General features: G+C 63.7%; 17 protein-coding genes. 2 read left to right on the plus strand and 15 right to left on the minus strand.

The features are described 5' to 3' along the window. The first annotated feature begins 8 nt into the window (after nucleotides 1–8). Together AC3CB8_RS13915 and AC3CB8_RS13920 are read left to right on the plus strand one after the other, a co-directional pair. A complete protein-coding gene (locus tag AC3CB8_RS13915; RefSeq protein WP_023771071.1) occupies nucleotides 9–1,151 on the plus strand; it encodes an efflux RND transporter periplasmic adaptor subunit in 1,143 nt (380 codons plus the stop codon). Between the two features lie 247 nt (nucleotides 1,152–1,398). After that, complete coding sequence (locus AC3CB8_RS13920; RefSeq protein ID WP_023794626.1) at nucleotides 1,399–4,545, plus strand: efflux RND transporter permease subunit; 3,147 nt, start codon at nucleotides 1,399–1,401, stop codon at nucleotides 4,543–4,545. Nucleotides 4,546–4,613: 68 nt separating this feature from the next. Here AC3CB8_RS13920 and AC3CB8_RS13925 read toward each other — a convergent pair whose 3' ends face one another. The 15 genes from AC3CB8_RS13925 to AC3CB8_RS13995 all read right to left on the minus strand — a co-directional run bounded on the left by AC3CB8_RS13925 (nucleotide 4,614) and on the right by AC3CB8_RS13995 (nucleotide 21,880). Continuing rightward, the gene (locus tag AC3CB8_RS13925; RefSeq protein WP_023771069.1) at nucleotides 4,614–6,323 is read right to left on the minus strand and encodes a trimethylamine N-oxide permease; all 1,710 of its coding nucleotides are present in this window, start codon (nucleotides 6,321–6,323) and stop codon (nucleotides 4,614–4,616) included. Nucleotides 6,324–6,575: 252 nt separating this feature from the next. Next, nucleotides 6,576–8,945: a trimethylamine N-oxide demethylase gene (locus AC3CB8_RS13930; RefSeq protein ID WP_352562995.1), complete on the minus strand. Its 2,370-nt coding sequence runs from the start codon at nucleotides 8,943–8,945 to the stop codon at nucleotides 6,576–6,578. Between the two features lie 105 nt (nucleotides 8,946–9,050). Then, nucleotides 9,051–9,674: a sarcosine oxidase subunit gamma gene (locus AC3CB8_RS13935; protein WP_023771067.1), complete on the minus strand. Its 624-nt coding sequence runs from the start codon at nucleotides 9,672–9,674 to the stop codon at nucleotides 9,051–9,053. Continuing rightward, complete coding sequence (locus tag AC3CB8_RS13940; RefSeq protein WP_352562996.1) at nucleotides 9,667–12,648, minus strand: sarcosine oxidase subunit alpha; 2,982 nt, start codon at nucleotides 12,646–12,648, stop codon at nucleotides 9,667–9,669. Before AC3CB8_RS13940 ends, AC3CB8_RS13935 begins: the two co-directional genes overlap by 8 nt. A gap of 220 nt (nucleotides 12,649–12,868) precedes the next feature. Continuing rightward, nucleotides 12,869–13,144, minus strand: a complete 276-nt coding sequence (locus AC3CB8_RS13945; RefSeq protein WP_023771064.1) for a sarcosine oxidase subunit delta — start codon at nucleotides 13,142–13,144, stop codon at nucleotides 12,869–12,871. 15 nt (nucleotides 13,145–13,159) lie between these two features. Continuing rightward, nucleotides 13,160–14,413: a sarcosine oxidase subunit beta family protein gene (locus AC3CB8_RS13950; protein WP_352562997.1), complete on the minus strand. Its 1,254-nt coding sequence runs from the start codon at nucleotides 14,411–14,413 to the stop codon at nucleotides 13,160–13,162. A gap of 34 nt (nucleotides 14,414–14,447) precedes the next feature. Then, nucleotides 14,448–15,755 (minus strand): type III glutamate--ammonia ligase, encoded by a 1,308-nt coding sequence (gene glnT, locus AC3CB8_RS13955; RefSeq protein WP_023771062.1) that lies wholly within the window; start codon nucleotides 15,753–15,755, stop codon nucleotides 14,448–14,450. A 32-nt stretch (nucleotides 15,756–15,787) separates the two neighbouring features. Further along, nucleotides 15,788–17,116 carry an FMN-binding glutamate synthase family protein gene (locus AC3CB8_RS13960; RefSeq protein WP_015318914.1) on the minus strand — a complete coding sequence of 443 codons (1,329 nt, stop codon included), beginning with the start codon at nucleotides 17,114–17,116 and terminating at the stop codon, nucleotides 15,788–15,790. Nucleotides 17,117–17,122: 6 nt separating this feature from the next. Further along, nucleotides 17,123–17,845 carry a GltB/FmdC/FwdC-like GXGXG domain-containing protein gene (locus AC3CB8_RS13965; RefSeq protein ID WP_023771061.1) on the minus strand — a complete coding sequence of 241 codons (723 nt, stop codon included), beginning with the start codon at nucleotides 17,843–17,845 and terminating at the stop codon, nucleotides 17,123–17,125. Nucleotides 17,846–17,849: 4 nt separating this feature from the next. Beyond that, nucleotides 17,850–18,746 carry a class II glutamine amidotransferase gene (locus AC3CB8_RS13970; protein ID WP_352562998.1) on the minus strand — a complete coding sequence of 299 codons (897 nt, stop codon included), beginning with the start codon at nucleotides 18,744–18,746 and terminating at the stop codon, nucleotides 17,850–17,852. A gap of 83 nt (nucleotides 18,747–18,829) precedes the next feature. Beyond that, nucleotides 18,830–19,159 (minus strand): hypothetical protein, encoded by a 330-nt coding sequence (locus tag AC3CB8_RS13975; RefSeq protein ID WP_023771059.1) that lies wholly within the window; start codon nucleotides 19,157–19,159, stop codon nucleotides 18,830–18,832. After that, entirely contained in the window at nucleotides 19,156–19,845 is a 690-nt protein-coding gene (locus AC3CB8_RS13980; RefSeq protein WP_352562999.1) for a hypothetical protein, read from the minus strand. The genes AC3CB8_RS13975 and AC3CB8_RS13980 overlap by 4 nt, the downstream gene beginning before the upstream one ends. 45 nt (nucleotides 19,846–19,890) lie before the next feature. Next, entirely contained in the window at nucleotides 19,891–21,294 is a 1,404-nt protein-coding gene (locus tag AC3CB8_RS13985; protein WP_031240484.1) for an APC family permease, read from the minus strand. A gap of 14 nt (nucleotides 21,295–21,308) precedes the next feature. Further along, nucleotides 21,309–21,470 (minus strand): hypothetical protein, encoded by a 162-nt coding sequence (locus AC3CB8_RS13990; protein WP_015318908.1) that lies wholly within the window; start codon nucleotides 21,468–21,470, stop codon nucleotides 21,309–21,311. A gap of 32 nt (nucleotides 21,471–21,502) precedes the next feature. Continuing rightward, nucleotides 21,503–21,880, minus strand: a complete 378-nt coding sequence (locus AC3CB8_RS13995) for a hypothetical protein (RefSeq protein WP_352563000.1) — start codon at nucleotides 21,878–21,880, stop codon at nucleotides 21,503–21,505. Between the last annotated feature and the right edge of the window lie 5 nt (nucleotides 21,881–21,885).

Genomic DNA, 21,885 nt, shown 5'->3' on the forward strand with positions numbered 1-21,885 from the left:
GTACCAAGATGTTTTTGCCCAGTTCCATCCTTCGCAAGCTGCCGGCTGCCGGCCTGATCGTCGCGTCGCTTGCGCTCGCCGCCTGCTCGCAGGAAAAAGCCGAGGTGACGGACATCGTCCGCCCGGTCAAGGTCGTCGAGATCGCCCAGGCGCATGACACCCGCACGCTGTCCTATTCCGGATCGGTGCGCGCCCGCACCGAGAGCACGCTGGGTTTCCGGGTCAATGGCAAGATCACCGAGCGTCTCGTCGACATCGGCCAGCACGTGGCGCCTGGCGACGTGCTCGCCCGCATCGATCCCTCCGACTATGACCTGTCGGTCAAGAGCGCGCAGGCAGCACTCGATGCCTCCGAACGGCAGGTCGAGACGGTCGAACTCGCCCGCAAGCGCGCCGAACAGCTTTTCGCCAAGAATTTCGCGCCGAAATCGCAGCTCGAACAGGCGACACTGACCTACGACCAGGCAGTCGCCACGCGCGACTCCGCCCGCTCGACGCTTGCCCAGGCCAGGAACCAGGTCGGCTATACCGACCTCAAGGCCGACAGGGATGGCATCGTCACGGCGGTAAACGCCGATGTCGGCCAGGTGGTCGGCTCGGGCACGCCCGTGGTCACCGTCGCGGTCGACGGTGAAAAGGAAGTGCTGATCGCGGTTCCGGAAATGGAGATCGCCGAGTTCAAGCCGGGCAAGGACGTCAAGGCGGGCTTCTGGTCGGACGATCGGCTGAAGCTCGGTGGCAAGGTTCGTGAGGTCGCCGGCAGCGCCGATCCGCAGTCGCGCACCTTTGCCGTCCGCGTCAGCCTGCCCAACGACCCACGCGTGCTGCTCGGCATGACCGCCAATATCGAAGCGTCGGCGGCTAACGAAAAGCAGCTCGTGTCCATCCCGCTCAGTGCGCTGGCCGAGAAAGACAGCCAGTCAATCGTCTGGACGGTCGATCGTGACGCCGACACCGTCCATGCCCGTTCGGTCAAGGTCGCAGAGTTCGCCCCCGACGGCGTGCGTGTCGCGGAGGGATTGAAACCGGGTGACGTCGTGGTCGCCGCCGGTACGCAGTTCATGACCGAGAACCTGAAGGTGAAACTCCCTGGCGGCACCGCACAGCAGTCCGCCTCGGCCGAGGGCGACGAAGCCAGCCAGTTGCGCTGACGACAGACAGGTCGGCCGCGCGTTCCCGCGGCCGCGGGTTTCCGGGCGGCGTGCCCGAAGGTCGAGACGTCAAGGCCGATGTACCCCCCGCATCGATCCTCGCGTCCCACCGCGATGAGTGTCTCTCCGCTCGAGAGCAACGCCGCCCGGAAGCCAGTATCGAACGCAGATGATTCGTTCCGTGCGCCGCGCTTCCTAGAAGCCCCTTTTCGAAGCGCCGGCACCCAAGCAAAGTGGACCACCACCGATGACGACCCCCACTGAAGAAAAGCGGCCCTTCAACCTGTCGCGTTGGGCCATCGGCCATCCCTCCATCGCACGGTTCCTGTTCGGGCTGATCATCATCGCCGGCGCGCTCGGCTTGATGCGCATGGGCCAGAAGGAGGATCCCGACTTCACCTTCCGCGTCATGGTCGTGCAGGCGATCTGGCCGGGCTCCTCGATCCAGGAGATGGAGGACCAGGTCGTCAACAAGATCGAGCGCAAATTGCAGGAGACGCCGCATCTCGATTTCGTGCGTTCCTTCACCCGCGCCGGCAGCGCCATCATCACCGTCCAGATCAAGGGTGACACCAACGCCGCCGAAGTGACGGATGCTTTCTACCAGGTGCGCAAGAAGGTCGGCGATATCCAGGGGGATCTGCCGCAGGGCCTGCTCGGCCCGTATTTCAACGACGAGTTCGGCGACACGTTTATCACCCTGCATTCGATCAGCGGGGACGGCTTCTCCTTTCCCGAATTGAAGAAGTTCGCCATCCAGGCGCGCGATATGCTTTTGACGACGCCCGGCGTCGAAAAGGCCGTCATCATCGGCGACCAACCGGAAAAGCTCTATATCGATGTCTCGTCCAAGGCGCTGGCCGAACGCGGCCTGACGCTGACCGACCTGCAGAACGCGATCAAGGGCCAGAACAATGTCGACCCCTCGGGTTCAGTCGATACCGGCGTCAATTCGGTGCGCATCTCGGTTGAAGGCGACGTCGCCAAGGCGGCCGACATCCGCGAACTGCGCCTGCGCGCCGGCGGCCAGGTTACCCGGCTGGGTGACATCGCCACCGTCACTTCGGGCCTGGAGGACCCCTTCCAGCGCAAATACCGCTTCAATGGCCACGACAGCGTGCAGCTTGGCGTGGTCATGGCCAAGGGTTTTAAAGTCACCGATGTCGGCAAGGATGTCGAGGCGACCTACAAGCGCTTCGAGGAGGCGCTGCCCTATGGCGTTTCGGTCGACCAGATTTCCGACCAGCCGGGCGTCGTCACGGACGCCGTCAGCGAATTCATGCATGCGCTCGGCGAAGCGCTGCTGATCGTGCTCGTCGTCTCGTTCCTGTCGATCGGCTGGCGCTCGGGGCTGGTCATCGCCATCGCCATACCGCTGGTGCTCGCCGCCACCTTCGCCATCATGTACGAGATCGGCATCGACCTGCAGCGCATTTCGCTGGGCGCTCTGATCATCGCGCTCGGCCTGCTTGTCGACGATGCCATGATCGTCGTCGAGATGATGGAGCGCAAGCTCGAGGAGGGGCTGGTCAAGATCGAGGCGGCGAGCTTCGCCTATTCATCGACCGCCTTCCCGATGTTGACCGGCACACTGATCACCACCGCCGGCTTCATACCGGTCGGGTTCGCTGCTTCGACGGCTGGCGAATATGTGCGCACCTTGTTCTATGTCGTCGGCATCGCGCTGATCGTGTCGTGGTTCGTGGCGGTCTATTTCACGCCCTGGCTCGGCTATATGATCCTGAAGCAGCGCAAGCATGCCGGCAGCCATCACGACGCCTTCGATACAGGCTTCTATCGTCGGCTGCGCGCCACGGTCAGCTGGGCCGTGCGCCATCGCATCATCGTTTTGGTGATGACGCTGGCGACCTTCGGCACCAGCCTTTGGGCGTTCCAGTTCATCCCGCAGAATTTCTTCCCGCAATCGTCGCGGCCCGAAATTCTCGTCGACCTCTGGCTGCCGGAAGGCACCAGCATCAAGGAGGTCGAGGCGCAGGCCAAGGCCCTGGAAGCCAAGATGATGGACGACAAGGACAAGCGTTTCATCGCCACCTATATCGGCGAGGGCGCCCCGCGCTTCTTCCTGCCGCTCGACCAGCAACTGCGCAACCCGAACTTCGCCCAGATGCTAGTCATGGCCAATGACGAGCCGGCGCGCGAGCGGCTGATCGTCAAGCTGCGCACGGTTCTGGCTCAGGACTTCCCCTCGATCCGTGCCAAGGTCGACCGCCTGTTCCTCGGACCGCCGACCGGCTGGCCCGTGCAGATGCGCGTCATGGGTCCGGACCGCCAGGAGGTGCGCCGCATCGCCGACCAAGTGAAGGCGAAGTTCCGGCAGGATCCCCTGCTCGGCGCCGTCCATGACGACTGGCTGGAGCCCGTTCCGGCGATGAAGCTGGTCATCGATCAGGACCGCGCCCGTGCGCTCGGCGTCACCTCGCAGCGCATCCGCCAGATGCTGCAGGCGACGATGTCCGGCGCGCCGCTCGACGATTTCCGCGACGGCGAGGAGACGGTGTCGATCGTCGCCCGCGAGCCGGATGCCAGCCGCAGCCTGCTGTCCTCGGTGGACTCGGTCTATATCCCGACCGATTTCGGCGGCTTCGTGCCGCTGTCGCAGGTGGCCAAGGTGGTGCCTGTGCTGGAGCAAGGCATCGAGTGGCGCCGCGACCGCCTGCCGACGATCAGCGTGCGCGCCACCTTGCCAGACGGCGTGCAGTCAAACGATGTCGTCACCAAGATGTACAAGGACATGCAGGGCCTGCGTGATGGCCTGGCGCCCGGGTACAAGATCGAGATCCAAGGCGGGGCCGAGGATTCGGCCGAAAGCCAGGCTTCGATCGCCGCCAAGGCGCCGATCATGCTGGCCGTCATCGTCGTGCTCCTGATGATCCAGCTGCAGAATTTCGGCAAGGCGATGCTGGTGCTGGCTACCGGCCCGCTCGGCATCATCGGTGCGGCCGCGGCTCTGCTGATCAGCGGTGCACCGTTCGGCTTCGTCGCCATCCTCGGTGTCATCGCCCTGCTTGGCATCATCATGCGTAACTCGATCATCTTGGTCGACCAGATCGACCAGGACATTGCCAAGGGCATGGACCGTTCCGAAGCGATCGTCGGCTCGGCCGTGCGCCGCTTCAGGCCGATCGTGCTGACGGCGATGACGGCGGTGCTGGCACTGATCCCGATCTCGCGCGGCGTGTTCTGGGGACCGCTCGCCTATGCCATGATGGGCGGCATTCTGGTCGCCACCGTGCTCACCATCCTGGTGCTGCCGGCGGGCTATGCGCTCTTCTTCGGCCGCGAGCCGAAGAAGGCGAAGACCGACGAGCAGGCGCCGGATCAAGGAGAGATCGAACGCATCGAACGGCCGCAACTGCCGTTGGCGGCGGAATAAAAACCGGCCGGTCGATTTGCGACCGGCCGGTTTCCCTTGCTGCGGTGGCTTGGGCCGCGGTCAGACCATCAGATGACGAATACCCAATTGGCGATGAGCATGACCGCCACGCCGGCAACCAGCGTCAGATAGGGCAGCATGCCCGCCTTCTTGACCGAAAGGTCGGCTCCCGTCATGCCGAGATCGGCCAGCATATGGTCGGGGAACTTTCCGCCATCCTGGATGTAGTGGCGGAAGCAGAACACCGGGATGATCAGCGCCGCCGTGATCAGTCCAGCCCACAGCGCCATCGGGTTCCACACCTTGGCGCCTGCGCCCATGAAGATCGCGTTGACGTAGGCGAAGATCGCTCCGATCCCCAAGAGCCAGCTCGGTGCTTTCCATGGCCGTGCGATATGGCCGTTGTCGATGCGGTGGATCCAGCCGGCATTGAGGTTGAGGAAGTTGAAGATGATGTAACCGCAGTTCGACACGGCGAGGATGAAGAAGAAGCTCGTCGCGTCGGCCGAGGCGATCGCCAGCACGACCAGATTGAAGCACAGATCGGTCCACATGGCCCGCGTCGGCGCGCCGTGCTCGTTGACGTGGCTGAGATAACGGGGCAGCCAGCCGTCGACCGAGCCCTGGTAGAGCGTGCGCGACGAGCCGGCCATCGCCGTCATGATGCACAGCACCAGCGCCAGGATCATCAGCATCACCAGCAGGCTGTGGATAAGCCTGCCGCCGCCGACCATGCCGGCCAGCGCATCGGCCACGCCGGAGCCGTCGACGATCGGTGTTGCCAACATGCCGTTCAAGCCCAGCACGCCCTGGAAGGTGAAGGGCACCAGGATGAACAAAAGCATGCAGAGCAGGCCGGAATAGAAGATGGCCTTGAACGTGTCGGTACCCGGGTTCTTGAACTCCGACGTGTAGCAGACGGCGGTTTCGAACCCATAGGTCGACCATGCGGCGATGAACATGCCGCCGAGCGCCAATGTCCAGCCGGCGATGTTCCAGGAGCCGGGCTCAGGTGCATAGGCGGCGGCGAGCGGCACCAGCGGCGAAAAGTTCGACCAGTCGATCTGGCCGGTGAAGATCGGCACCACGCCGACGATCAGCATCGGGATGATGACCAGCAGTCCGATATATTTCTGCACGCTGGCAGTGCCCAGGATGCCGCGGTGCTGGATCGAGAAGATGATAAGCATCAGCACCGCGCCGATGAAGAAGGTCGCATTGAGCGTGAATGACACCGGGCCTAGCGTGTGGCTCCACAGCGTCCAGTTGCGGATCGCCGGCGTCGCGGCGGCGGTTACCGCGGTAATGGCGTCGGCAGGCGCCGTTCCGGCATGCGCGGCGATGTAGGCGACGACATCGGGCGAGGCCTCGGTGAACAGCGGCACCGGCGCCAGCGCATTGAGGATATAGGCGGCGGCGATCGAGCAGCCCAGCGACAGCACCGGCGACCAGGCGAACCAGTTGCACCACACCGACAGCGGCGCGATGAACTTGGAGTAGCGCAGCCAGGCGGTGGCGCCGTAGATCGAGGCACCGCCGGACTTGTTCGGGAACAGGCCGGCGATCTCGGCATAGGTGAAGGATTGCAGGAAGCCCATGATCATGGACACCGTCCAGATCAGGAACGCCAGCTTTCCCGTCGTGCCGGCAATGCCGCCGATCGAGAACAGGACCAGCGCCGGAACGCCGCTCGCCACCCAGAAGGCGCCGCGCCAGTCGATATGCCTGAGCAGCTTGCTTTCGGCAGGCTGGTCCAGGACCGTACTTATTGTGCTCATGTGGATAAGTTCCCCTTTTTCGATGTTCCCCGCCAGTGGTGCCTCGGCTACGCGAAACTTACTCCCCGGCAAATGATCGTTCCGGCCGCGGTGTTTCCACTCAGTCGTATTTTTTTCTTAAGAGTGAAGATTGATCCGGCGCGCTGTCACGTCAAGCGATTTGTGAAACCATGCACATCACGCTTGCGCGCGGGAACGGCAAAGCGTCCGGAGGTGCGGCCGGCGGGCGCTTTGCTAGCCCAAAAGGGCAGGTCAGGAACGTGGTTTGGTTTTTTGCGGATCGTAGTGGGCAAGGGCCACGACCCGAGCCGGCAGCCGCTTGGCATGGCCGTCGAGTTTGCCGATCTCGACCTCCGCGCCGATAGCGGCATGAGTGACGTCGAGCCGCGCCAGCGCGATGTTCTTGCTCAGCACCGGCGAACGCATGCCCGACGTGACGACGCCGATCTGGGCGCGGCCGACATGGACGCAGTCGCCGTGGCCGACGGCGACATTGCTGTCGACGTCGAGGCCGACCAGTTTCGTCTGCGGATGATCCTTGCGCCCGATCAGCGCCTCGCGGCCGATGAAATCGTCGGTCTTGCTCTTCAGCGGCACGGTGAAGCCGATACCGGCCTCGAAGGGGTCGGTCTGGTCGGAAAATTCGTAACCGGCGAAGATCAGTCCCGCCTCGATGCGCACCATGTCGAGCGCCTGCAAGCCCATCGGCTTCAGCCCATGCGGCTGTCCGGCCTCCCAGATCGCGTCGAAAACCTTTTGCGCGTCGCGCGGATGGCACCAGATCTCGTAGCCGAGTTCGCCGGTATAGCCGGTGCGTGAAACGACGACGGGGATGCCGTTGCCGCCGCCGATCCTGGCGACGGCGAAGCGAAACCATTCGAGTTCCTCCATCGACGGCTGCAGCGGCGAGGTCCAGATCACCTCCTTCAGGATGGCGCGGCTCTTTGGCCCTTGCACGGCGATGTTGTGCATCTGATCGGTGGACGAGCGCACCAGCACATTGAGGCCGAGCTTTGTCGCCGTCTCGCGCAGCCATTCGCCGGACAGATCGTCGCCGCCAATCCAGCGGAAATTGTCCTTGCCTAGCCGCAGAAGCGTGCCGTCGTCGATCATGCCGCCATGCTCGTAGCACATGGCGGAGTAGACGACCTGGCCGACGCCGAGCTTCTTGACGTCACGCGTCAGCGTATATTGCAGCAGCGCTTCGGCATCCGGGCCGGTCACTTCGAACTTGCGCAGCGGCGACAGGTCCATGATCACGGCATCCTGCCGGCAGGCCCAGTATTCGGCGATGGCGCCTCCCCGGGCGAACGAATTGGCCAGCCAATAGCCCCTGTACTCGACGAAGTCGCGCGTGTGTTTGGCAAAGCTCGAATGGAAAGCTGTCTCGCGGGTCATTTTCGGTTCCGAATCGGGCGTCATGCGTCTGGCGATCGCTCGCGAGAATTTGTGCTGGCCGGAATAGGTCCGCACGTGGATGTCGGTCAGGTCCCAGCCATTGGCCGGCGTCGTGTCGTCGGGGCAGGCGGACGAGACGCAGACGATGTCGGTCAGCGCTCTGAGCAGAACATAGTCGCCGGCCCGCGACCATGGCTCGTCCGACACCATGACACCATGGGCGTCGATCGCCGTGTTGAAGAAGAAGTTGATCGCCATCCAGCCGGCGCGGGGATTGACGCCCTTGCCGTCCAGCGCGCGATTAAAGTTCTCCGAGCAGTTGATGTGGCCGGGATAGCCGATGTCGTCGTAATATTTCGCCGCGCAGGCGAGCGCGAAGGCATCGTGCCGGCCGCATGTGTCCTGCACCACCTCAACCAGCGGTTCCATGTCCTGATCGTAATATTTCGAATGCAGGCCAGGCATCGGATAGCTCGCGCCCATCAGCGTGCGTGTCGTCGTGACGTCGAGCGGATGGTCGAGCCCCTTGTCAAGCTTGCGCGCCGAGAAACACTGGAAGTCGGTGCACTGGCGCCCGTCGACATCGATGATCTGCAGATAGTCGCCCGCCTTGACGAAATACGATCCCGCCGTCGCCGAATGGACGCGCAGGTCGAGCACCGGATCGGCCAATGGATCGGCAAGCCGGGACTTTGTTTTCAGGCGGATCGTGTTGCGCCGCACGACGACGCTGAGCGGCGTCGCTGTGTCGTGCCCATCGACCAGCATCGGACCGCCGGGTGCGGCGATCAGCATCGCACCGTCGCGCGCGACGGTGAATGCCTGCTCGGTACCGGCTGGTGTGGTGCCGCCAAACACGCGCACCGCCTCGGCCTGCCCAAGCTGAACCTGGCGACGTTCGAGGCCGCGGCGCACAGCCGAAAGACTGTCGTCGCCCTCGGTGAGCAGCGCCTTGATGCCGGCGGCATTGCTGTTGGATTTTTCACCGAGAATGCCGGGATCACTGGCGCCTGACCTGTCCCAGGCCAGCAACTCGCAGGCCTGGCCACCCTCGGCGTTGCGAACGGTGATCGTATCGCCGGCCTCGACCTCGATCAGCACCGCGCCGTTCCCCTGTACGGTATAGCGCTCCATGCCGGCCGGCAGCGAGATCTGGCCGGGCCGCAGGATCAGGCTTGGCCTGGGCGGTCCGGCTGTCACGGTGGGGTAGGGCGACTGGCTCATCTCAGCCTTGCGGTTCGAGAAACAAGTTTGCCTGTGCGTGAAATTATTTTAGCAGCAAGAATAGCAGCGGAGCGGAGTTTGGCAAGGCGGGGAAGAAGCGCAGTGCTACGCCAAGTCCTCCGAATGCCCGATCTCGACACCATACTCGGCAGCCGAGTCCAGCATCGTGTGCCACAGGCTTTCGGCGAAGGTCGAAAACACCAGAGCGGTGAAAACAGCCTGTCCGTCCGGCGCATCATTGCCGCGCCACAGCGTGACGCTGGTGTGATCCATCGAGGTGGTTGCCGCGGCTCCGACCGGGAACGCCGCCGGATACAGATCGATCGACGACAGCTTGGCGAGCAGGGCGCGCGCCTTGTTGCCGGAAATGCTGATCAACACCCGCGCATGTGACTGGTCCGATAGCGAAGCCGAGGTCGCGAAAACCAGGGCCAGCGACTCCACTGTGTGCCTGCCCTTCGACAGCACGAAGAACTGATCCGGTCCCGACCAGATGAGCGTTGCTTCGACTGCTGCAGCCGTCTTCGGCGTTTCCGGGACCGCCACGCCGAAATGCGCGTTCGCGGCGCTCGCCATCTCGGCCGTCTTGCCGCGCCGCGCCATCACCTGGACGAGGTCGAAATTGCGGATCTCGCTCAGGGTCACGCCGGCGTCGCCCCGCGCGCCATGTGGACCGGCGACGAGTGCGCGGTGGAGAGGGCTGCGGGTTTCCCAGGCAAACTCAGCCACGCTGGCGCCCTCCATCCGGGTCATAGAAGACGGGGTTGCACAGTTCCAAATCGTAATCCTCGCCGCGTAGAGGATCGTGCGCATGCACGATCTCGCCGAACCGCTCGCGGCCGCGTTCGACAAGTGCAAGCCCGATCCATTGGTCTGATGTCGGCGAGAAGCAGACCGAGGTGACGTAGCCCTGGTCGTTGTCGGGCCCGGGTGTCTGCCCCTTCGGAATGATGTGCGCGCCGGAACGCAGGCGCCGGGCCTTGTCGGTCGGCTTGATGCCGACGACGACCTGACGATCCGCTGCGATCAGCGCCTCGCGTCCGGCCATGACGCGGCCGATGAAATCCTTCTTGGTCGACATCATCTTGCCGAGGCCGAGGTCGGCCGCGGTGGTCGTGCCGCTGAGTTCCGGACCCGCGACGTGACCCTTTTCGATGCGCATGACGCCGAGTGCCTCGGTGCCGTAAGGCGTCACGCCGAACGGCTTGCCCGCAATCATCAGATTGCGCGCCATCGCCTCGCCGTAGCGCGCCGGCACCGAAATCTCGAACGCCATTTCGCCCGAGAACGAAATGCGGAACAGCCGCGCCCTGACGCTGCCGCGCAACGCGACTTCGCGCGCGCCCATGAAGGGAAACCCTCCGTTGGAAAGGTCTTCCGAAGGATCGACGATCTCTTTCAACAGGTCGCGGGTTTTGGGGCCGGCAATCGAAAATTGCGCCCACTGGTCAGAGACCGAGGTTAACTGCACATCGAGTTCCGGAAACAGCACCTGCCGGCAGAATTCGAGATGCTGCATCACCAGGCCGGCCTTGGCCGTGGTGGTGGTGAGGAAATAGTGGTCCTCGGCCAGCCGCGACGTGGTGCCGTCGTCATAGACGATGCCGTCCTCGCGCAGCATCAGCCCGTAGCGCGCTTTTCCCACCGCAAGACTGGAGAAGGTGTTGATGTAGACACGGTCGAGGAAGGTGCCGGCGTCCGCGCCATGCACGTCGATCTTGCCCAGCGTCGAGACATCGCAGAAGCCGACGCCTGAGCGCACCGCCTTGACCTCGCGGGTCACCGATTCCAGCCAGTCCTTCTCGCCGGCGCGCGGATACCATTGCGCGCGCTTCCACAGGCCGGTGTCGACGAAGATCGCGCCCTGTTCGGCGGCCCAGTGATGCGACGGCGTCAGCCGCGTGGCGTGAAAATTCTCGTCACGATGATGGCCGGCGAAGGCGCCGATGGCGACCGGCACATAGGGAGGCCGGTAGATTGTCGTGCCGGTCTCGGGAATGGATTTGCCCGTGACCGCCGCCATGATGGCAAGGCCGGCGACGTTCGAGGTCTTGCCCTGGTCGGTCGCCATGCCGAGCGTGGTGTAGCGCTTTAGGTGCTCGACCGATTCGAAACCTTCGCGCTGTGCCAGCTCGATATCCGATGCGGTGACATCATGCTGCTGGTCGACGAAAGCCTTGCCCTTGCCGGCGACGTGCCAAAGCGGCGTCAGCGAAAAGGCTTCGTCGTCGGCCACCGGCGTGGAGCCTGAACCTTTGCCGTGTCCAGCATCACGTGCCGCGGCCTCGCCCGCCGCAAATCCATCGCGCAAGCAGGCGCCAAGCCCGAAGGCGCCGTCGGCGGCACCAGCCGCGACCATTCCCGGAGGCGCGCCGTCGGGCACGAAGGCGGCGATATCGTCGCGCCATTTCGGCCGGCCGCGATGATAGGAGGTGAGCCCGACCGCCGGGTTCCAGCCGCCGGAAACGGCAAGCCCGTCGGCTTCCACTTCGGCCCGCGCGCCGCCGGTGAGTGAGACGGAAATCTTGCGCACGCCATTCTTGCCGCCATCGATGCCGCTGACGGAGCCATGCAGAACCGCAAAGCCGCCCTTGCTGGCAAGCGAGCGGTGCTCGGACGAGATTTCCGCGCGCGCGTCGATCACGGCGGCGACCTGCAGTCCGGCCCCGAGCGCTGCCTCGACGGTGCGCCAGCCGTCCTCATTGTTGGTGAACAGCGCGATGCGCCTGGCCGGTGCCGCGGCATAACGTGCGATATAGCTGCGCACGGCGGACGCCATCATCACGCCCGGCGTGTCGTTGCCGGCAAAGACGATTGGCCGTTCGAGCGCGCCTGCCGCGACGACGCAGCGCTTGGCCACGATCCGCCATAGTCGCTGGCGCACCTGGTGCTCCGGCGGCGAGGGTAGATGGTCGCTGACGCGCTCGATCGCGCCATAGGTGCCGCCATCATAGACGCCGAACAGCGTAGTGCGCGTCATGATGCGGACAGCAGGCATGGCGGCAAGCTCACTGAGCGTGCGCGCGATCCATTCGTCGGCAGCCATGCCGTCGATCGTGCCGCCATCGGCAAGCAGACGTCCGCCGGGAACAAAATCCTCTTCGCACAGGATGACGCGAGCGCCGCCGCGGCCTGCCGCGAGGGCGGCTGCGAGGCCCGTCGGGCCAGACCCGGCGATCAGCACGTCGCAATGCGCCCAGGCCTTGTCGTAATGATCCGGGTCGGCAATGCCGGCTGCACGGCCGAGACCCGCGGCGCGGCGGATCGCCGGCTCATAGATCGCTTCCCAGAACTTCGCCGGCCACATGAAGGTCTTGTAGTAGAAGCCGGCGACGAAGATCGGCGCGAACAGCTGGTTGACCGACATCACGTCGAAGGCGAGCGACGGCCAGCGGTTCTGGCTGGCGGCGTCGAGCCCTTCATAGAGCTCCGCTGTCGTCGCCTTGGTGTTCGGCTCGCGCCGTGCACCGCTGCGCAGTTCCACCAGCGCGTTAGGTTCTTCCGATCCCGCGGTCAGGATGCCGCGCGGGCGATGGTACTTGAACGAGCGGCCAACCAGCTTCACGCCGTTGGCAACCAGTGCCGAGGCAAGCGTGTCGCCCTGGAAGCCTGAGAAAGTCTTGCCGTCGAAGCGGAAGCTGAGCGGCGCCGAGCGGTCGATCAGGCCGCCTGATGTCAGGCGATGGGATTGGAAGGAAGTCACGATGCTTGACCCTCATGCGGGAGCGTCGCGCCGCCCCTCATCGCCCTGCCGGGCACTTCTCCCCGTATAGTGACGGGGAGAAGGAAGCTGTCGTCGAAGATTTCGCCGATCATCGACGTTCCCAAAAGGGCGCGGAGGTCGCGGCCAGCCCCCCTCTCCCCGTCTCTACACGGGGAGAGGACAGGCAGGTGAGGGGCGGCGCTGACCTGGCGAAAATAATTCATTTCACAACCTGCCTCGCGCCGGCACCCGCCGCCGGTTCAACCGCCGAAATCTCGTGCGTCAGCGTGTTGCGGGTGACCTTCAGCCAGGCCCGGCAGCCGCCGCCATGATACCAGTTCTCATCCATTACGCCGGCGATGTTGTCGCGCAGATAGACGTAATCGTAGACCTCGTCTTCCGATGCCCCAGGTGCTGGCCGCACCGGCCTGGCGTCGCCGAGATAGGTGAACTCGCCGAGCTCGCGTTCACCGCAGAAGGGACAGACAATACGCATGTTTTTCGACTGTCCTCAGTGCAGGTTCGGTTGGGCGCCCTGGCCCTTCTCGTCGATGACAGCACCAGACCGGAACCGGTCGAGCCGGAAGCGCGCGGCCTCGGCATGCGATTCGTCCCGAGCAAGCAGATGGGCGAAGACGAAGCCTGAGCCGGGTGTCGCCTTGAAGCCGCCATAGCACCAGCCGGCATTGAGGTAGAGCCCGTCGACCGGTGTCTTGTCGATGATCGGCGAGCCGTCCATCGACATATCCATGATGCCGCCCCATTGGCGCAACAGGCGCACGCGGCCTATCATCGGCATCAGCGCCATGCCGCCTTCGCAGACATCTTCCATGACAGGCATGTTGCCGCGCTGGGCATAGGAATTGTAGCCGTCGATGTCGCCGCCGAAGACCAGCCCGCCCTTGTCGGACTGGCTGACATAGAAATGGCCGGCGCCAAACGTCATGACGCCGGGAATGAGCGGCTTGATCGCCTCCGAGACGAAGGCCTGCAGCACATGACTTTCGATCGGTAGCCGCAGGCCAGCCATCGCCGCGACGCGCGATGAGGATCCGGCCACCGCCATGCCGACCTTGCCGGCGCCGATCCTGCCGCGCGAGGTCTCGACGCCAGTCACCTTGCCGTTGGTGTCCCTGACAAAGCCCGTGACTTCGCAATTCTGGATGATGTCGACGCCGAGTTCGCTGGCAGCGTGGGCGTAGCCCCAAACCACCGCGTCGTGCCGCGCCGTGCCGCCGCGCCGCTGCAAGAGCCCGCCTTGCACCGGGAAACGCGCATGGTCGAAATTCAGGAACGGCAGCATCTTCTTCAGTGCTGCCTGGTCGAGCAGTTCGGCATCGATGCCGTTGATGCGCATGGTGTTGCCGCGTCGCGCATAGGCGTCGCGCTGCGCGTCGGAATGATAGAGATTGAGAACGCCGCGCTGGCTGACCATGGCGTTGTAGTTGAGGTCCTGCTCCATCCGTTCCCAAAGCTTCATCGACAATTCGTAGAAGCCGGTATTGCCGGGCAGGCCGTAATTGGATCGGATGATGGTGGTGTTGCGGCCGGCATTGCCGGAGCCGATCCAGCCCTTTTCCAGCACGGCGACGTTTCTGACGCCGTACTCGCTGGCAAGAAACCAGGCGGTGGCAAGCCCATGGCCGCCGCCGCCGATGATCACCACGTCGTAGTGGTCTTTCGGGCTGGCGTCGCGCCAGGTGCGCCGCCAGTTCTTGTGGCCGGATAGAGCCGCACGTGCGAGCGAGAAGATCGAATATTTCATCAGGTCATTCCGAGGTCGCTCGCACTGCTGGTGCTCAGATGTCCAGCGTGTGGTCGCGCTCCCATTGCGTGAAGTGGGAAGCATAGGAATTCCATTCCTGGTGCTTCAGCTTTAGATAAGCCGACGAGAATTCCTCACCCAGCGCCGCCTTGAGCGATTTGTCCTTGTCGAACTCGCGCAACGCATCGAGCAGGTTGAGCGGCAGCTTAGGCGCGCCCTTCACCGTGTGGCCGTGCTGGTACATGTCGATGTCGTAGCGCTTGCCCGGATCGGCCTTCGAACGGATGCCGTCGAGGCCGGCGGCGATGATGACCGCCTGCAGGAGATAGGGGTTGGCAGCGCCATCCGGCAGGCGCAATTCGAAGCGGCCGGGGCCGGGCACGCGCACCATGTGGGTGCGGTTGTTGCCGGTCCAGGTCACCGTGTTCGGCGCCCAGGTCGCGCCCGAAATGGTGCGCGGCGCGTTGATGCGCTTATAGGAATTGACCGTCGGGTTGGTGATCGCGGCGAGCGCCGAAGCGTGCTTCATGATGCCGCCAAGGAAGTTCTTGCCCTTGGCGGAAAGACCGAGTTCCATCGAATTGTCGGCGAAGACATTGGTCTTGCCCGACTTGTCCCAGACAGAGATGTGGGCATGGCAGCCATTGCCGGTCAGGCCCTGGAACGGTTTGGGCATGAAGGTGGCGCGCAGCCCATGTTTTTCCGCGATCGACTTGACCATGAACTTGAAGAAGGAATGCTTGTCCGCGGTCGGCAACGCATCGTCGAACGCCCAGTTCATCTCGAATTGGCCGTTGGCGTCCTCGTGGTCGTTCTGGTAAGCGCCCCAGCCGAGCGCCAGCATGTGGTCGCAGATCTCGGCGATGACGTCGTAACGGCGCATCACCGCCTGCTGGTCGTAGCAAGGCTTCGATGCCGTGTCGTATTCATCAGAGATCGTCTTGCCGTCCGGCGAGATCAGGAAGAACTCGGCCTCGACGCCGGTCTTGACATGCATGCCGTCGGCGGCTGCCTCCGCGATCAGCCGCTTCAGTGTGTTGCGCGGCGCCTGGTCGACCTCCTTGTCGTCCATGATGCAGTTGGCGGCGACCCAGGCGACTTCCGGTTTCCATGGCAACTGGATGACCGAGTCCGGATCCGGCACCGCCAGCATGTCGGGATGCGCCGGCGTGAGATCGAGCCAGGTGGCGAACCCGGCAAAGCCGGCACCGTCCTTCTGCATGTCGGCGATGGCTTGCGCCGGTACCAGCTTGGCACGCTGGCCACTGAACAGGTCAGTGTAGGAAATCATGAAATATTTGACGCCGTTCTTCTTGGCGAAATCGGCGAGATCGTTCCCCATTATATTTCCTCGCTTATGTCTTTGGATGTGTTCTAGAAGCCGTTCTTCCCCGGTATCCAGTTGGTGCCGGCCAGCGGCACGCCGGCCATGGCGGCAGCCTCGATCGTCAATGCGACGAGGTCCTCGGGTTCGAGATTGTGCAGGCTGTTCTTGCCGCAGGCGCGGGCGATGGTCTGCGCCTCCAGCGTCATCACCTTCAAGTAGTTCGCCAACCGGCGCCCGGCGGCCACGGGGTCGACCCGCTTCATCAGTTCGGGGTCCTGCGTGGTGATGCCGGCAGGGTCCTTGCCCTCATGCCAGTCGTCATAGGCGCCCGATGTGGTGCCGAGTTCGTTGTACTCCGCCTCCCAGCGGGGATCGTTGTCACCGAGCGCCACGAGTGCCGCGGTGCCGATCGACACGGCGTCGACGCCGAGCGCCAGCGCCTTGGCCACATCGGCGCCGTTGCGGATGCCGCCTGAGACGATGAGCTGCACCTTGCGGTGCATGCCGAGATCCTGCAGCGCCTGCACCGCCGGCCTGATGCAGGCGAGCGTCGGCTGGCCGACATTCTCGATGAACACTTCCTGCGTCGCCGCCGTTCCGCCCTGCATGCCGTCGACCACGACGACGTCGGCGCCGGCCTTCACCGCAAGCGCTGTGTCGTAGTAGGGCCGGGCGCCGCCGACCTTGACGTAGATCGGTTTTTCCCAGTCGGTGATTTCGCGCAGTTCGAGGATCTTGATCTCGAGATCGTCCGGACCGGTCCAGTCGGGGTGGCGCGAGGCCGAGCGCTGGTCGATGCCTTTGGGCAGCGTGCGCATTTCGGCGACACGGTCGGAAATCTTCTGGCCGAGCAGCATGCCGCCACCGCCGGGCTTGGCGCCCTGGCCGACGACCACTTCGATCGCATCGGCGCGGCGCAGGTCGCGCAGGTTCATGCCGTAACGCGAGGGCAAGTACTGATAGACCAGTTGCTTGGAATGGCCGCGCTCTTCCTCTGTCATGCCGCCATCGCCGGTCGTGGTCGAGGTGCCCGACAGCGTCGCGCCGCGCCCGAGCGCTTCCTTGGCGGGACCGGACAGCGAGCCGAAGCTCATGCCGGCAATGGTGATCGGGATCTTCAGTTCGATAGGCTTCTTGGCGTGGCGCGAACCGAGCACCACGGATGTGTCGCAGCGCTCGCGGTAGCCTTCCAGCGGGTAGCGCGAGATCGAAGCGCCGAGGAACAGAAGGTCATCGAAATGCGGCAGCTTGCGCTTGGCGCCGGCACCTCTGATGTCGTAGATGCCGGTCGCCGCGGCGCGGCGGATTTCGGAGAGCGTGTAGTCGTCGAAGGTCGCGGATTTGCGCGGCGTCGTCGGCGGGTTGCGATAGGTCATGCTGCCTCAATACGCGTCGGCGTTGTCGATATTGAAATTGTAGAGCGTGCGCGCCGAGCCGTAGCGCTTGAACTCCGACGGCTTGACGCCGGTCACGCCGGCGCGGTCGAGCAGATCCTGCAGCAGTTCCAGATGCTCGGGCCGCATCTCCTTGGCGATACAGTCTGCACCAAGACTATCGACCTTGCCGCGCACGAAGAGCCGCGCCTCGTAGATGGAATCGCCCAGTGCATCGCCGGCATCGCCCAGAACAACGAGGTTGCCGGATTGCGCCATGAAGGCCGACATATGGCCGATATTGCCATGCACGACGATGTCGATGCCCTTCATCGAGATGCCGCAGCGCGACGAGGCATTGCCTTCGATGACCAGCAGCCCGCCCTTGCCGGTGGCGCCTGCATACTGGCTGGCATCGCCCTTGATGACGATGGAACCCGACATCATGTTCTCGCCAACGCCCGGGCCGGCCGAGCCGTGCACGGTGATGGCGCTGCCGGAGTTCATGCCGCCGCAGTAATAGCCGACGCTGCCGCGCACATCGATGCTGACAGGGTGGTCGACACCGACGGCGACCGAATGGCTCCCTTTCGGGTTGAGCACTTCCCACGCCGTCTCGTTCGAACCCGGAGCCAGATTGTGGAGCGCTTGATTGAGTTCGCGCAGCGACAGGATGTCGAGGTCGAAGACGCGCGCATGGCTGTCGCGCGTTGCCTTGGAGGTTGCCGGCATGAACTCAATGCTCCCAGAAATACACGGTTGCGGGCTCCGGTTCCCAGACCCTCGCATTGTCTATACCGGGCAGTTTGGTCAGCGCGCGATATTCCGAGCCGAAGGCGACATACTGGTCGGTCTCGGCCATCACGGCAGGCTTGCAGGCAATCGGATCGCGCACCACGCCAAAACCATTCTTGGTGCCGACGACGAAGGTGAAGAAGCCGTCGAGGTCGGACAGCGTGCCTTCCAGTGCCTCGCCGAGGTTCTTGCCATGCGCCATTTGCGAGGAAAGGTAAGCGGCCGCCACTTCGGTATCGTTCTCGGTCTCGAATTTCATGCCTTCGCGGATCAATTCGCGGCGGACATTGTTGTGGTTCGACAATGAACCATTGTGCACAAGACATTGGTCGGCACCGGTCGAGAAAGGATGCGCACCCATCGTCGTCACTGCCGATTCCGTCGCCATGCGGGTATGACCGATGCCATGCGTGCCGGTCATCTTGCGCACGTCGAAGCGATCGACGACGGCTTCGGGCAGGCCGACTTCCTTGTAGATTTCCACCGCTTCGCCGGCGCCCATGATGCGGATGTCGGGCCTGAGCGACTGGAGGGCTTCACGCGCCACGTCGACCTTGTCCGGCGTGGTCCTGACCACTGCGTGGGTCGATTTCACCGCAATGCTCACCGGCGCTCCGACGGCCTTCGCGAGTTCGGCGTCCAGGCCGCGGAAATCGCGCTCCGGCTTCGGCGACTGGATGGTGATCTTGGCCTCGTTGCCGGATGTCGCGCCATAGATGGCGATGCCGGCACTGTCAGGGCCGCGATCGCTGAGCGATACCAGCATCTCCGACAGCATCGCGCCGAGCTTCGGCTCCAGCGCCTTGTCCTTCAGGAAAAGTCCAACGATTCCGCACATGTCAGCCTCCCGACGTTTGTGACTAAGATGATGTATCGAATGAAATCCTCGAATTCAATGGCATGAAAGAAATTTTCCTCTGGTTACGTATGCGGCTCAATGCCGCTCTGTGTATCGTTTCCTTCCGGCCGGGCATTGTGAGCCCACTTGGCGGTACGGATGCGGGCGATCTTGTAGGCGTCGAGGATCGACAGCGCATAGATCAGGAAGCCGCCGGCGTGACGGCCGACGAAGCTGGCGTCCGGCGGCGAAATCTTGGCGGTCACCCAGGCCAGGATGACCATGAAGAAAAGAAATTGCAGTCCGCGCACAGGGACGCCCAGAATGACATGACCGCTTGCCGGCAGCACGATTGCGGCGCCGAGGACGAGATAGGGGCTCACCGGCGGCGGCGAAGTGTTTGAAGTGCTCATGCGGCCTGCCGTTCGCTTCCGTTGATGGCGTCGCGCAGATCCGAGAGTGATACGAGCAACCGCTCGATCAGCGCAGAATCGATCCGTGTGTCTCCGAACGCGGCTTGCCGGAAGACACCGTAGCGTGCCCGCTCGGCCTCGGCCAGCAGCCACACGATGCGCACTCCGTTCGGCGTGATCAGCAGCTCCTTGGCGCGGCCTTCTGAAAACGGCTCCATATGGTCGGCGATGATGCCCTGCGGGAACCGTGTGCCCCTGCGGTCTGTCCGCAGCACCGCCTCGGCCGGAAAACCGGGCGCCTTCGGCAACGTATGCTGGAGATGGTCGAAATTGGAGAACGTGGTCGGCGAGCCCGGCCGCATCATCATATCGAAGATGGCGGGTACCGAGACCTTCTCGGTGATCGATACGCTAAGCCAGCGCGCCGGCAGTTTCCGCGTCGCCAGCGTGTCGACGATGGTGCGCACCTGCACACGTTGGCCGTTCCACGATCCTTCCCAGGTGATGACGCCGGCGGTGCCGTCCGAGACATTCTCTGCATCCGCGACAATCGCGCGAATGCCCGCCTCGTCGGCCGCGAGCGATGCCGAGGCCCTGTCGCGGCTGCGGCGTGCCTGCCACGCAAGGTGAAGGACGAGAGCCAGGACAATTGCCCCGGCAAGCAGTGCTGATGTCACGTCGGACATTTTATCGTGCAAGGCCCGTCCAGATCCAGGACGGGCCTACTCCCATCAATAGCCCTGCGGTTTCGGCCACGGCATGGTGAACTGGTCCCCACGCCGCACGAATTTGTAGCGATAGAAATGGAACCACAGCGAAATCAGGAAATAGAAGGCGACCATGGCGATCAACTGAGAGCCGAAGCCGAGGAAGATGGCGAAGAAGGTCACCACGCACAGGCAGAACAGGACGATTGCCGGCAGCGGATGGAAGGGATGCGTGTAGCCGCGGCGGATCGAGCCCAGCGGCCACTTCTTCCTGAACATCATGATGTTGATGCTCATGAAGGTGTACTGCAGCACGCCCGACAGGATAGAGAAGGTGATCGCCTGGTTGAGATCGGCGATGAAGGCGAAGGCCAGCGCGATCGGCAGCAGGAACAGGATCGAGCGATAGGGCGTGCGGTATTTCGGATGCACCGCCGAAAACCAGCTCGGCAGATAGCGGTCGCGGCCGAGCGAGAACCAGGCGCGCGCCGCGTCGTTGATGCAACCATTGGCCGAGGCAAGCGCGGCGAGCAGCGTCGCTATGAACAGGAGGTTCTCGAGCAGCGGGCTGCCGGTCAGTTTGCCGGCGTCCCACAGCGGATAATAGGTGATGCCGAGATATTCCCAAGGCATAAGCGAGGCGCAGACATACCAGGTCATGGCGGCGGCGATCAGAAGCGTGATCATGCCGGCCATGGTGCCGTAGGGCAGGGAGCGTGCCGGCGAGCGCACTTCCTCGGCGGCCTGGGTGGTTCCTTCGATGCCGAGATAATACCAGATGCCGAACTGGAAGGCGGCGATGACGCCGATCCAGCCATAGGGCAGCGCGTTGCCTGGGGTGACCAGTTCGTTGAGCTTCAGCACCGCGCCTTGCGTCCACGGGCTGACCGAGAAGAACAGGACGACGATCGAGACATAGGCGATGGCCGTGATGACGAAGTTGACGTTGAGCGTCATCAGCACGCCGCGATAGTTGAGCCAGGCCAGCACCACGATGGTGGCGGCGATGAAGGAATTGTGGGTTAGCCCTTCTACACCTGCCTTGGCGACGATGGTGTCGCCGAGCAGGATGGCGTCGGACACTTCCAGCATCGTATAGGCAAAGACCAGGAACAGCGCGACGTTGAACGCCATCAGCGGCCCGACAATGTGCTTGGCCTGCGCATACTGGCCGCCGGCGGCGGCCACTGTCGACGTTACCTCGGAATCGATCATGGCCACCGAGGTGTAGAGCAGCCCGACGACCCAGCACACGATCAGGGCAGCCAGCGCGCCGCCCTTGTCGGCCGAGAAATTCCAGCCGGTGAACTCGCCGACCAGAACGATGCCGACGCCGAGTGCCCAGACATGGGCCGGGCCAAGCACCCGAAGCAGCGACACCCGGTCGCCGTGAATTGTGGTGGTGGTGTTTTCAATCGCGACCGTCATCGATCAATCCCCACTCAGATCCGGTGTTTTTCGGAAGCGGCTTCAAGCTCGCCTTCACGCGACGAGGTCAAAACGTCCTCGGAGTAGTTCGTATCGACCTTGAACCAGTCGTAGAGCATCCACAGCGCGAGCACGATCGAGATGCCCCAGCATGCGTAAGAGAGTGCCACCCACATGATCGTGTCCCCAAAATCTTCGTCGTCAAACTTTACTTATCGTCGAACTTCTCGTTGATGACATCGCGATATTCGCGGTCGGATGCCCGGAACAGGAACACGAAATAACCGATCAGGACGGCCGCCATGATGATCAGCGTCGGCCAGTCGATGATGTAGTGGAACCGGTTCTGGATGACGTCGTGCGCGGTCTCGGGCGTATAGCCGAGCTTTTCCCAGATCGACGCCATGGTTGGATTCTGCCCGAGCGCTTCCCAGGTCTTGGCCTCGAGCGCGTCGATCGATTTTGCGGCACCGGCAAGACCAAGCTTCAGCGGCAGCCACAGCGCCACGAAGATGGCGACCACGACAACGGCGATGTCGAAGACTTGCCCGGCCTTGCTCTGCTCCGGCGGCGTATAGCGGGACATTGTTT

The organism is Mesorhizobium sp. P160927, assembly GCF_057766385.1.